The organism is Paenarthrobacter sp. MSM-2-10-13 (assembly GCF_011605365.1).
Classification (GTDB): domain Bacteria; phylum Actinomycetota; class Actinomycetes; order Actinomycetales; family Micrococcaceae; genus Arthrobacter.
The window spans coordinates 173,603-186,593 of sequence record NZ_JAAOXO010000007.1; the positions used below are offsets into that span (position 1 = coordinate 173,603).

Annotated in this window: 8 protein-coding genes; 6 read left to right on the plus strand and 2 right to left on the minus strand. The window is 63.1% G+C overall.

The features are described 5' to 3' along the window. The first annotated feature begins 111 nt into the window (after positions 1–111). From HAV21_RS14845 to HAV21_RS14860, 4 genes are all read left to right on the plus strand, one after another. A complete protein-coding gene (locus tag HAV21_RS14845; RefSeq protein WP_166842251.1) occupies positions 112–2,067 on the plus strand; it encodes a heparinase II/III family protein in 1,956 nt (651 codons plus the stop codon). Then, complete coding sequence (locus HAV21_RS14850) at positions 2,064–3,215, plus strand: LacI family DNA-binding transcriptional regulator (protein WP_142937847.1); 1,152 nt, start codon at positions 2,064–2,066, stop codon at positions 3,213–3,215. Before HAV21_RS14845 ends, HAV21_RS14850 begins: the two co-directional genes overlap by 4 nt. Then, the gene (locus HAV21_RS14855; RefSeq protein ID WP_166842252.1) at positions 3,215–5,098 is read left to right on the plus strand and encodes a DUF2264 domain-containing protein; all 1,884 of its coding nucleotides are present in this window, start codon (positions 3,215–3,217) and stop codon (positions 5,096–5,098) included. Before HAV21_RS14850 ends, HAV21_RS14855 begins: the two co-directional genes overlap by 1 nt. Before the next feature lie 82 nt (positions 5,099–5,180). Further along, positions 5,181–5,981: a GNAT family N-acetyltransferase gene (locus HAV21_RS14860; RefSeq protein ID WP_166842253.1), complete on the plus strand. Its 801-nt coding sequence runs from the start codon at positions 5,181–5,183 to the stop codon at positions 5,979–5,981. Between the two features lie 4 nt (positions 5,982–5,985). Here HAV21_RS14860 and HAV21_RS14865 read toward each other — a convergent pair whose 3' ends face one another. Both HAV21_RS14865 and HAV21_RS14870 read right to left on the minus strand, forming a co-directional pair. Continuing rightward, positions 5,986–7,020: a Fic family protein gene (locus HAV21_RS14865; protein ID WP_223941002.1), complete on the minus strand. Its 1,035-nt coding sequence runs from the start codon at positions 7,018–7,020 to the stop codon at positions 5,986–5,988. A gap of 318 nt (positions 7,021–7,338) precedes the next feature. Beyond that, on the minus strand, positions 7,339–10,854 hold the full coding sequence (locus HAV21_RS14870) for an Ig-like domain-containing protein (RefSeq protein ID WP_166842255.1): 3,516 nt from the start codon (positions 10,852–10,854) through the stop codon (positions 7,339–7,341). A 216-nt stretch (positions 10,855–11,070) separates the two neighbouring features. Here HAV21_RS14870 and HAV21_RS14875 point away from each other — a divergent pair, with 216 nt between their 5' ends. Together HAV21_RS14875 and HAV21_RS14880 are read left to right on the plus strand one after the other, a co-directional pair. Continuing rightward, entirely contained in the window at positions 11,071–11,736 is a 666-nt protein-coding gene (locus tag HAV21_RS14875) for a GntR family transcriptional regulator (protein WP_166842256.1), read from the plus strand. 10 nt (positions 11,737–11,746) lie between these two features. Continuing rightward, positions 11,747–12,919 (plus strand): MFS transporter, encoded by a 1,173-nt coding sequence (locus HAV21_RS14880; RefSeq protein ID WP_166842257.1) that lies wholly within the window; start codon positions 11,747–11,749, stop codon positions 12,917–12,919. The last annotated feature ends 72 nt before the right edge of the window (positions 12,920–12,991 follow it).

Consider the following 12,991-nt stretch of genomic DNA (forward strand, 5'->3'; position numbering starts at 1 on the left):
TGTTGCATCACATCTAATAATCAGTACATACTCATAAACAAGACATTTCATTCAACTCAATCGAGCTTGATCTGAAACGTTCAAACTCGAACAAACGGGAGAAGAATTCCTATGGCTACCGGCATCGCTGCCGTTCAAGCGCCACCCCTGACGCCCCTGCTGAATGCTTGGGGCGCAGCTGCAGGCGCACCGGCTCTGGAAGAGACACTCCGCGGCTCCCGTGATCGCCTCACCGTGCGTCAGGCGTCCGACGGCGGATGGCAGCTCGCTGCTGACAACTCCCTGTCCGAGCTCCGCACCCAAGCGGATGCCGAGAAGGGGAGCCCCTGGCCGCAGCCGCTCGTTTCGCACTATTCGCGCTACTTCCGCGACGGGAACCGCACGGCGTACGAGGGACTCGTGGCGAGCCGACAGCAGCGCCTGACCCGCGCCGTCGTGATGGTCTTGGTCAATGACGGACCCGGCAGTGACTGGCTCGACGAGGTGATCGACGGCGCCTACCTCCTCTGCGAACAGAGCTCATGGAGCTGGGCTGCCCACGATGACGTGTTTACACGCAACGGCGACGTTGTTCCGGACCGTTCCCGCCCGTACCTGGACCTGGGTGCAGGGGAAGTGGTGGCGCAGCTGGCGTGGCTTGACCACGTCGTGGGTGCTCAGCTTGATGAACGGGCCCCCGGGTTGCGGAAACGTCTTCGCGAGGAGGCTAACGAGCGAGTCATCCGCCCGTTTCTGGACCGTCTCGACTGGCACTGGCTTGGGTTGGACGGCGATGTCCACAACTGGAACCCGTGGATCCACTCGAACATACTTGTGGCAGCGCTGGTGCTGGTGGACGATCCGCAGTTGCAGGCGAGGGTCGTTGCCCGCTGCATCGAGGGGTTGGATCGCTTCCTCGCCTCCATCCCGGCAGACGGCGCCATCGACGAAGGGTTCGCCTATTGGTGGAACGGTGCAGGCCGTGCACTTGAGGGCCTTGCAGTGTTGGAGGAGGCCAGCAACGGTGTCCTGAACCCGGACCTTCCCGTAATCCGTGCACTGGTTGCTTTCCCGCGCCGGATGCACTTGGGGCACCGTTGGTTCCTTAACGTCGCCGACGGCCCGGCTCGCGCCCACGAAGGACTGCCGTGGGGCATGCTGCACCGTTGGGCTGTGAGGCTTGGGGATTCCGAGGCCGCCGCGCATGCCGCAACCTTTGCCGCCGTCGAGCCTGAACCTCAAGCAGCCGCCGGCCTGGGCCGCGTCCTCACCCAACTAAGTAGCAGCACAGCGCGTTTTGAGCCCTCAAAACGCGCTCAGCTGCGACCTGGCTGGGGGACGTACCTGCCGTCAGTCCAGATCATGGTGGCGCGGCAAACCCCGGGCTCCTCCGCCGGGCTGACCCTAGCGGCCAAGGGCGGGCACAACGGTGAACACCACAACCACCGGGATGTTGGCTCCGTGGTGGTCGCCGTGGACGGCGTGCCCTTGTTGGTGGACGCCGGCCAGCCCACGTACACCGCCCAAACGTTCGGACCTGATCGGTATCAGATTCGGGCCATGCAGAGCGCCTGGCATAGCGTGCCCGCGCCGTTCGGGCTGGAGCAGGGGACAGGGCCCTCGTTTGCGGCAACCGTTGTGCAGGAGCCCACCCCGGAGGAACCGGCCCTCGCCCTCGGACTCGGAGCTGCTTACGGGCTGGACCACGCCGAGCAGTGGATTCGCACCTCGCTGATGAACCGCGAGTTGGGCAACGTGGTCATTGATGACCGCTGGAACCTCGCAGCGACTCCGCCCGAAGGAACGCCCGACGTCGACATCACCTATCTGCTTGCCGGCGCCGTCCGCGTCGGTACAGACGCGACCGCGACCATCACCTCTGTCGGAATTCCGACAGTCAGTAGCCCCGTGGGATTGCGCTTGCGATGGAAGCCGGCCACCGCCGTCGTACTGGTGGATGAATGGCTCCTGGACGATCCGCTCCTCAGCGAGATCTGGGGCGCAAAACTGACCCGGCTCCGTTTCCGCATGCCGGCCGAAAATCGCGCTTCCGGCGCATTCACCCTCACAGTGGAGGCAACATCTTGAGTTCCGAACAGACCCCCGAAGTGGGCGGAAAATCGCTGTTTTCGCTGCAACGTCGTGAGCGGCTCATGGAGGAGCTGCGTGCCCACGGGGCCATCACAGTGCGCGACATCGCCGCGAAGCTGGGCGTCAGCGAGCTGACCATTCGGCGCGACGTGAACACGCTCGCCGACGAAGGCCTGGTGTCGCGTGTTCACGGCGGTGCAACGCTGCCCAGCCCGTTGGATCGATCGGCGGCCGTGGGGCGGCCATCGGCGCACAGTTACTCCATCGGCATGGTGGTCCCGTCATTGGACTACTACTGGCCGCAGGTGATTTCGGGGGCACGCGGGGAGGCCGAGGTGCAAAATCTCCGTATCCTGGTGCGCGGCTCGGCTTACGATGCCGCAGATAACCGCCGCCAGGTCCAGGCGCTCCTTGATACGCAGAACATTGACGGCTTGATCGTGGCCCCGGATATGGGTGGTGAACATGGCAAGGAGCTGCTCCGCTGGCTGAACGCCCTGCCCATCCCGGTGATCATGGCTGAACGTCGGGCGCCATCGGAGATTCCCTCACACCGCCTCGAGTGGGTGGCCACGGATCACTCTTTCGGTGCCGGGATGGCCGTGCGGCACTTGTGGCAGGAGGGCCACCGGATGATCGGCTGCCTCACTGATTCCACGAGCCCCACCAGTCCCCACGTGGTCCGCGGGTGGAAGCAGGCCTTGGCTGCCCTGAAGATTCCGCTGGAAAAGTCCATCCATGAGGACTCGGCCAAGCTGGACAACGGTGACCGGGCCAAGCACTTTGATCGGGTCTTGGAGCTCTGCCGATCCACGGGAACAACGGCCATGCTGGTGCACTCGGATACCCAGGCCGTGGCGTTCGTGCAGCACTGCGTGGACCGCGGCGTGGATGTGCCCGGCAGCATGGCTATCGTGGGATACGACGACGAAGTTGCCTACCTTGCCGAGCCCGCGATCTCCGCGGTTCGGCCACCCAAGAGCTACGTGGGCAAGGTGGCTGTGCAGTTGATGGCCGCACGCCTGGCCGAAGGAAGGATGCGCCCTGTGCACCGGATCGACCTGAACCCTGAGTTGATAGTCCGCGATTCGTCATTGGGGGCGCCGCGGGGGCTCGCCGGAGTTGTGCTGGAGGATTCGCTCTGATGCTTTTGCCCCCTCTTGACCACAAGCTTTCCCCTCTCACCGGCCTGACCCGCGAGCACTGGTGCGCGTATGCGGATCACCTCCTCCGTTCCGCCCACCGTTTTGGGACCGAGGACCACGCCAATATCCACCTTCCCGGGGCCAACAGCCGGTACGGCCCACGGAGTGATTCGTTGGAAGCCTTCGCCCGGACGTTCCTTTTGGCCTCGTTCCGGATTGCCGGCGATCCAGCCAACACAGGCTGGATCGCCGAGTGGTATGCCGCCGGCCTCGACGCCGGGACCAACCCAGCGAACCCTGACCGCTGGCCGACGCCAAGTGAGCTGGGGCAGGCGAAGGTTGAGGCGGCGTCGTTGGCTGTTGGCTTGGCGCTGACCCGCGACGTCCTGTGGGACAAATTGCCGGAGCGCGTACAGGAACAGCTCATTGCCTGGTTCGAGACCGTGATCGGTGAGGAGTATCCGCCTATCAATTGGGTGTGGTTCCAGATTGTGGTGGAGACCTTCCTGGCTTCGGTTGGTGGCCGGTATTCGGACGAGGACATCGACGCCGGACTCGCCATCCACGATTCGCTGTACCGGGGCGGTGGCTGGTTCGCGGACGGGCCAGAGCGCGCCTACGACCATTACGTCGGCTGGGCCTTTCAGGTGTATCCGCAGCTCTGGGCGTTGATGGCGCCTTCTGATCCCCGGGTTACCGCGCGGAAAACGCTCGACGGCGACCGGCTGGCTGACTTCCTGGACGACGCCGCCTACCTTGTTGGCGCCAACGGAGCACCGCTCATCCAGGGCCGGAGCTTGATCTACCGGTTCGCTGCCGCGGCGCCATTCTGGGTAGGGGAGTTGTCCGGGCACACGCGTTTGGCTCCGGGTGTTTCCCGGCGAGCTGCTTCAGGAATGCTCGACTACTTTGCCCGGCATGGATCGATCACCGAGGACGGGCTTCTGTCCATTGGTTGGCACGGGGAATTCGCTGGGATGAAGCAGGCCTACTCCGGATTTGGCTCGCCGTATTGGGCGGCGAAGGGGATGCTCGGATTGGCAATGCCCGCCGATCACCGGGTGTGGACTTTCGTTGAAGAGCCCTTGCCCGTTGAAGTTGCTGACACTCAGCGGCTGATCGCGGCTCCGGGCTGGCAGGTTGATGGAACTCGTGCCGACGGTGTGGTCCGGATCCGGAACCATGCCACGGATCACGCTGTTGTTGGAGCCGTGGTGGCTGATTCGCCCCTCTACGCACGGCTTGGCTATTCGACGCACACGTTCCCTGACTTGGTACCGGAGTCCGTGGACAACGCAGTGACGTTTGTTGATTCCTCAGGCCGACTGACGCATCGGACGGGTTTTGAGCACCTCGCCTCGTTCTCCGAAGGCGGTTTCCAGATGGGGGCGTCCCGGTTCACGGCTCATTGGATTGAACCCGATCCCGACGCCGGTCCGGATCACGGCAGCGGCGTCGCCGGCACTGCGACTCCTGGGCCGTCGGTGACGGTGGTTTCGGTGACGCGCGGGGCCGTGGAGCTTCGACTGGTACGTGTTTCCGGTGCTGGGGATTCGGGTGGCTCCCTCCGGATAGGCGGCTGGCCGGTGGATGCTGCTTCGTCCGTGGTCAGCGTGGTGCGTGCGGTCCCAGGTTTCGGGGTGGGCCTGGACTCGTCAGGCACGTTCGTCCGCCCCGGCACCCACCCGATGGGTTCGGAACTCACCATTCCATGGTTGGGAACCTCGGGCACCGCGCACGACGGCGACTACGCCGCCGTCGTGATCCTCGCCGGCGAAGGAGGTGCTTCGCCGGATGCAAGTGTCACGTATGCCGATGGACACTTCGAATTCCCGGACGGCAAGCGCCTCGCCGGTGATCTGCTTGCCCGATTCGATGCCTAGCTGCCGAACGTGCCGTGCGCACGGCACAGTGCGCAGCAAGCCATCGAATTGGGTTCCTCCCGGGCTGCAGTAGGCTCGCGGGATGACGGATTCCGACACCAAAGCACGGCTTCTCGCTGCCTACGATCAGCAACTGCGCACCGACGCCGAGACTCCAAGCGCTGTGGCGGTCAAAGAACTTGGCCCGCTCCGCTTGGTGAAGTTCCTGGGCGGCCGTGGTTTCATCACCTACCAGGACCTGGCCGGCGCGGATGAGCAGGGTATCCGCGGCCTTGTGGAAGCGGCGGTTTCCCACTTCGAGGGCCAGCCGGACATCACCAAGGTGGAGTGGAAGACCCGCGGGCATGACCACGCACCCGGCCTCCACGAAGCCCTCATCGCCAACGGCTTCACGGAGGATGAGCCGGAATCCATCATGATCGGCGAGGCCCGGGCTTTGAGCACAGCTGTGGCACTTCCCCACGGTGTGGCCCTCCGGGAGGTGACGGATGAAGCCGACGTTCGGGCCATGAGCGCCATGCAGGACGAGGTCTTCGGCGAGCCGGTCTCAGACGAGATGGCGGATGCCCTGCTGCACCGGCTCTCGCTGGATGACGGGATGCAGTTGTGGGTGGCGGAGGCTGACGATCAGATCGTCAGCGCAGGACGCTTGGAGCCAGTGCCCGGCACAGCCTTCGCCGGGATCTGGGGTGGTGCCACCAGAGCAGAGTGGCGCGGCAAGGGGATCTACCGGGCATTGACGGCCCGCCGCGCTCAGGCCGCACTGGAGATGGAAAAGACCCTCATCCACAGCGACTCCACGGAATTCTCTCGACCAATCCTCGAGCGTTCGGGACTGCTCAAGGTCTCGACGACGACGCCGTACCGCTGGGCGCGGAGCTGAAAGCTTAGACGGCTTTGGCGGCCAACCGCCTGTTCAGTCGATCTACCTCATCCAAGACTTCCATCGCTGCCCAAGCGCGATTCCGCTGCGATTGCGAGACGAGGGACAGTACACCGGCTTCGGTCATTCGGTTCAGGGTTTTGTATATGGACGTTTCCTCAACACCAGCGATGTATGCTGCCCGGTGCGCTTCGAAAACGGGCTGTTCCAGCAGCCAAGGGATGAGCTTTGCTTCCGCAGAGTTTTTCCTGGGGCGGAGCAAGTCGGTCCACAATGCCGGGAGCTCATCGAGAGCCGCGACCGATTCACTGGCGGCTTGGGAAGCACGCATCGCTGACTTTGCCAGATAGAGGACGAATGGATCCACGTCACCGTTGCGGTAATTGTTGAGTAAGGAAAAGTAGGTCTCCACGTCCGCTACCATCGCAGAGGCTATGGGAGTGACCGTGTTCTTGGTCAGTCTTCTACGACGTGAAATTGAACCGATCAGAGCACGTCCTATGCGGCCATTACCGTCGGTAAAAGGGTGGATGGACTCGAAGTGGGCATGGGCAATGGCCGCCTGCGCCACGATGGGGATGTCCTTCCGGGCACAGAATGCCATGAGGTCGTCCATGAGTTCGGGTACCAGCGCCGGGGGAGGGGGAACGTGGATGGCTCCTCGAGGTGAATAGTCACTTCCGCCGATCCAATTTTGCACATCCCGGAATGAACCAGCGTTGTGCCCGTCCATTGGGTCATCTTTCATCAGGGCCTTATGGGCCTTAAGCAGAGCCTCCACACGGACCTCGCCAGTGTCCCCCGCATCGCTGATCATGCTCTGCACGGCCTCCGCTGCTGCGACCATGGATCTCGCTTGATCGGTGGCCTTCAGCCCGATCATGGCACGGGCGTAGTCGTTTCGATTGGCGTCGACGTGTTCGATCTTTGAAGAGGAGACCGCTTCGCTTCGCAGCAGAAAGCCGCTGATGGCAGCCATGCGAGAACCCGCCGACACGTCCAACGATGCGACGGCAACAGCGGCCTCTTCGAGTGCCACGATCGTTTCCCGGCTGGGTTCGAACCAAAGCCCCGCAATTTTGGGGGGAAGTGAAACTTCGACTTCGGTGAACAAGCGGTCCTCCCGTGGGGGACGACCTGACGATTTCCAGGGCATGACCTTGTTTCCATGCGCCGGCCAAGCTGCCAAGAGGTGCTCCAAAGCCTAGTAGGGTGTCCTTTACTGTTATTTTAGCCTTTAAATAACAGTAAAGGACACGTAGCTGTTCATTTGCCCGTCTGCATCCCACTTGTGTGAAGGCACAGTGAGGCCCCTCAGGATCAGAATCCCAAGGGGCCTCACTAGCTCAGAATTTTCTTATTTCCCAGCCGCGAAGCTGCTCACGCACTGCCCCTGGTTCGTGAACACGGGCTGCGGGCTCGTCTTCCAGCCATCGTTCTTGCACGCGTCCTTGCCCGTGGACACCGTCACTCGGTACTCCTTCGTGGAGCCGTCCGGCGCTGTCACGGTGACTACCGCCGTCGGATTCTCCGCGGTGGGCTGCTGAACTGTCACCTTGGCGTTCGTGTCCAGCGGGTAGCCGACGACGGCGGGAGTCGCCGACGTCGTCAGCGCCCGGTAGTCGGTGGTCGCCGGGGCGAACCCCACAACTGAGGACTGGTTCACGAGGAGTCGGCCAAGATCGGCAAGCCCGGCGTGGGCCAAGCGGGTACCGGCGATAGCTACTTCAGCGATCTTCGTATAAGACGCCGTGGTCACGAACGAAACCCTGATCCCGCGTGTGGTGACGGGATCGAAACGGACGGTAGTCGGTGAAGAGATGGAGAGTCCTGTGATGGTTCCCGCGGAGGTGTCCTTCCAAGCTCCAGAGGCGTCCTGGTACTGGACCTTGAGGCTCTGTGCTGCCTTTTCCGCGGACGTCACGGTCACTGAGGAAACGGTGTAGTCGCGGCTGAAGGAGTAGCTCAGGCTGTCACCGGCACGGCCACCGCTCACCCAGTTGGACCACCGCGTGGAGCCGTTGGCATCGCAGGTGTTCTTGGCGATGTAGGAGCCTTCGGTGTAGCTTGCGGTGGCCGTGGTGGTGGGGTCGTCCTTGCAGATGTTGGCGACGGGCACACGGTCAACCACGATCACGGTCAGTGTTGCCGGGAGTCCGTTGGCGATTCCCTGTACGGTAACGGTGCCCGGAGTTTGCAGTGAGGATTCAGAGACTGAGGACCAGTCCCAGGTCACCGCGAGCGTGTTTCGGGCTGGGCCGTCCGCTATCTGGCCAGGAACTGTGGCCGGCGCCGCAGCTTGCGCGGAAGCCAACGACGATCCAACCCCAACGGTCACTGAAGTCGGATCCGTTGCGATGTAGGAGCCGACCGTGACGGTCAAGACGGCCTCGAACGTTTGGCCGTAGGGGTCCACTCCGGAGCCGTACACGGTGACTTTGCCGGCCTTTTGCCAGGAGGCGGGATCCACGGGTGTCCACGTAACAGCCAGTGGTTTGCCGGGACCGTCCTCGTAAACGGGGGTGACAGTTGCGGGCAGGGCAGGTGCCGTACCCACGGGTGTGCTCATTTCAACGGGCGAGACACCCAGGAGCTTCAAGTCCGCGATGTCCGTGAAAGCCCACGCCTGATGAGGGTTGGCCGATGCGGTGGCTGTGGTTCCGGTGGATGATGCCAGTGCCACGGATGCCCCTGCGGCAGTCTGGTTGCCGGAAACCTGCAGGGCAATCGCCGCCCCGGCGTTCACCAGGGACCACTGCTTGCCGTTCTCCGTGGTCACAATCCACTGTGCAGAAGGAGTGGCCTTGGCTTGCTCAAGAGTCATGGAAGCCAGGGAAGCAGCACCGCTTTGGCTGCCATTCAGCACTCCACCGTTGCCTGTAAGGACCCGTCCGTCTGCGCTGGAAACAACCCAGCGGCGATCGTTGGCGAAGTCATTCCCGCCAACTGCGTTGAACGTCCACATCTGCGGTGCCACGCCGGCAGCGTCCATACCCAGCTCCTCGATCGACGCTGTTCCGTTAGCACGCCCGGTCAGGTACTTGCCGCTCGCCTCACCGCTGAGGTGGTAGCTGTGGCCGTCCTGCACAGGCGTGGCATCCTCTGAAACTCCACTGACGCCGTCGACGACGAACGTCACCACTGATGCGGCAGGAACCTCGAGCGTGGCGGACTTAGCCGCGGTGTCCACGGCCACCGGCGTACCCTTCACCAGGGCGTTCTTCTCAATGTCATCCAGCGGCGACTTGGTGGTGACCACGGGAGTGACCTTTGCGCCGGGTGCGATTGCACCGAAGCGGCTGAGGTCTATGGTGACCTTTTCCGGCGTCGGGGTGTCATTGAAGTGGACCAGTGTGGCGCCGTTGCCGTCGGCGCGGAGGGCGCTGGCGGTCTTGGCGTTGTCATTTTGGATGAGGAAGTCGCCGGGCCGGATGTAGTGCGTGAAGTTCCGGGTGGTGTTGTACTTCTGGTTGGTCAATACCTTGCATTTGGCGTTGTCCAGGGTGGCGCCATCGTTGATGCGGCGGTTGGAGAATCCTTCGCGGCCCTCGTAGTTGCAGTCGAAGTCCACGTAGATAGAGCCCCAGCCTTTGTCGGCCTTCTCTTGCTTGTACGTGTCCTCCACGGGCTGCCAGAACACCCAGGCGTCGGGCTCAAGTTCGCGGAGGTCGTTGACCATGCGGCCTGCGATGCCCAATCCGTTGGTGATGTTGGAGCCGTCCCAGCCGCTGGTGGAATCGCCCAGCGCCGGGTTTCCCGTCCAGAAGCCACCCACCTCACTCATCCACAGTGGCTTGTCCGTGGAGCTGGCGAGGTCCCGGACCCGGCGGCGATCATTGGTGCCGTAGGTGTGGACGTTGAGCTGCGCAACGGCGTCCTTGGCCTCCTGGCTGTAACCGTTCCAGTTGGTCATGAACTTGCTGGGATCCGTCTCGTCCATCGCGGCGATCACGGCGTCCGTGGTGCCTTTTTCGAGCTCGGCTGACAACAGTTTGGTCACGCGGTCCTGGGCAGCAGGGTAGATCAGAGCCCCCTCTTGCTTTTGCGTGTAGGTGGTGGGCGGCTTGCCGGTGGCAGCGTTGATGTCCGTGCCCCAGTAGCCGGAGTTTGGCTCATTGAATGGATCGATGGTGTCCACGGTGATGCCGCTGCCTTTTTCGAGGAGCTCGACGGCGTTCCTCATGTAGGCGGCGAACTTGGCCTCCGCTTCGGGCAGCAGATTCTCGCCCTTGGCGGTGTTCACCTGGCCGGACACGTAGCCGCTCTTGGTCATGAACCAGGGCGGGGAGTTGCTGAAGGCTTCCCAGTGGGTGATTTGCTGGTCTGCGGCGAGGCGCTCCACCCACCAGCGCTGGTTTTGATCGGCGTCGGGGTTGTAGGAAGCGGGATCGTCCGGGTTCCAGGCATTGAGGAAGGCGAGCTTGTTGGCTTGCGTTGCGTCCACGCTGCCGTCAGGTTTGTAGAGGTTCGACGCCGGCTGGCCGGGTTGCGCTTGGGTCACCGGCTTCCACCATCCCTCCACAGCGCTGCCGTCGTTGAGGTAATCCTTGACGTCCGATGCGTTGCCGCCGCCCACGTTATAGCGGGCAATGTTGAGGTTCAGGCCGTCCTCGCCGAAGACCTTTTGGTACAACTCCTCACGCAACTCCGGGGAGTATCCCGCCGTCGCGTTCGCGAACCACACCAGGCTGGTGCCCCAACCTTCGAAGGCCTCGCTACGGCTTGCCGGGTTGGGAGTGATGGTGACGGCGGTTGCGTCGGCTGCGTGTGCTTGCGGTGCAGTTGCCGGGCTGAGCGCAAGGCCGGCCGCTGCAGTAACGGCTGCCGCCAGCACTGCCACAGGCCTTCGGATTCTTCGAGCGGTAAACGCCATGGGTGGACCTCATCTTTGGGGTTTCAACGGGTGCTGCCCGGTTTGCGGGAAGCCCGGGCAAGCCGAGACTATGAGGCTCTTGGGGCCACAACAAGGCATTCGAACAGGCTCGTTCGTGGTCAGTCAGAAGTGGTCGCAGGTGTAACCCCTTGCGAGGCCCTCCAAGCTGGGTGTATAGATGTATACAAGTACACTTCTGAGCCGAGGCAGCGATATATGGCGGATCCACAACCACGAAACACAGGGGCACACGTCGTCTACGGCGAGCTGAAACGCCAGATCCTCAGTTTGGAACTCAAACCTGGTGCGCGAATCTACGAGCCCGCCATGGCCGCGGCCCTCCAAGTCAGCCGAACGCCACTGCGGGAAGCCATCCGGCGGCTTATTTCTGAGAGCCTGCTCGAGCAGCAGGCCACCGGGGGAGTTGTTGTTCCGACGCTGGAAAGGAGGGCGATTTCCGAGCTGTACGACGTCCGTGCCGCCCTGGAGTCGCTGATGGCTCGGGAAGCGTGCGCCAACGCCAGTGCCGCGGACCTTGAAGAGCTTCGGGGAATCGTGGCCCGCAATGCCGCGATGGTGGAGTTCGCCGATGAAGCCATGAAGTACGGGGTGGCCCTCCACGCAGCCATCGCCAGGATCGCCGGAAACTCCTGGGCCCAGCGCTTCCATGGGCAGATCAGCAGTCAGGTTGAACGCTACAGATACTTCACCAACAACGCTCCCGAACGCCGCGATGAAGCTCTCGCCAATCACCGGCTCCTGGTCGAGGCCATTGCATCCAAGGATCCGGAAAAGGCCGCAAAGATTGCCTTCGATCACGTGATCGGCGCACGTGATGAGACTTTGCGCGTCATCTCAAGCACCGGCCTGGTGGTCGAATGATCGGCGTCGAATGATCGGCGAACTTGGACGGCGTTCCTCCACGGCACTCCTCTTCCACTCCGCGCTCATCCAGGCCGTGACGTTCCTGGTCCGGCCCGCCACCACGTACCGCGCGCTTGAGTTGGACGTTCCAGGGTTCGCTTTGGGTCTTCTTGCTGCGAGCTACGCGGTGTTTCCCCTGCTGCTTGCCTTGCCCATCGGCGGACTGGTGGACCGCCTCGGTGAGCGCAGGCTCATGGCCATCGGGGCCGCCGTCGTGCTGGGCTGTTCTGCGTTTCTGTTGTTCTGGGGGTCCTCGGTTCCGGCGCTCGTGGCCGGGACAGCGCTTCTGGGTGCGGGGCAACTGGCCTGCGTGGTGGGGCAGCAAGCGGTGGTGGCGAACAACGCTGCGTCCTCGCGCCTGGACTCTGCCTTCGGATATCTGACCTTCGCCGCATCGCTGGGCCAGGCATTGGGGCCGTTGGCCATTTCCGTGGTGGGCGGCGCGTCCGTTCGGCCGAATACGCAGGCCATCTTCGTGCTCGCCACGGCCATGAGCTTGGTGCTGTTCCTGACTACGTTCGTGATTTCGTCAAACGTCAGCAAAGGGAGGCGCACCGCCAAGGGCGGACCAAAGGGCAGTGCGGTCGCACTTCTCAGGACTCCCGGCGTCGTCCGTGCTCTGGCAACCAGCGCCACTGTCCTGGCAGTAGTGGATCTGACCGTTGTCTATCTGCCGGCACTCGGTGCTGAACGGGGCCTGACCGCAGCAACCGTGGGCCTCATGCTGACTGTTCGCGCCCTGTTTTCCATGGTTTCCCGGCTGGGTCTGGGCAGCATGTCCCGCAAACTGGGCCGGATGAAGCTGCTGGTCCTGAGCCTGGCCATCTCCACCGTTGCCCTGGGTGTCGCAGCCATTCCGATGCCGGAGTGGTTGCTGTTCATCGTCATGGCATTCCTCGGCTTAGGGCTCGGAATCGGTCAGCCACTGACCATGTCCTGGCTCTCGGCCCAAGCGCCCGAAGGCCAACGCGGGCGGGCGCTAGCCCTGCGGTTGGCTGGAAACAGGATTGGACAAGTGGTGCTGCCCAGCGCAATCGGCGTGGTGGCGGTAGGCCTCGGTGCGGCGGGCGTGTTCCTGGCATCCGCCGTTGCCGTGGGCGGAACCATGCTCCTGCTGCGGGGTGTGAGGCTGGACGACTGAACCCCTGCTGAGTTTTTGTACAGATAACGCGCTTATGGGGTGGCCTTAGGGGCATCAACTGTACAAAAACCA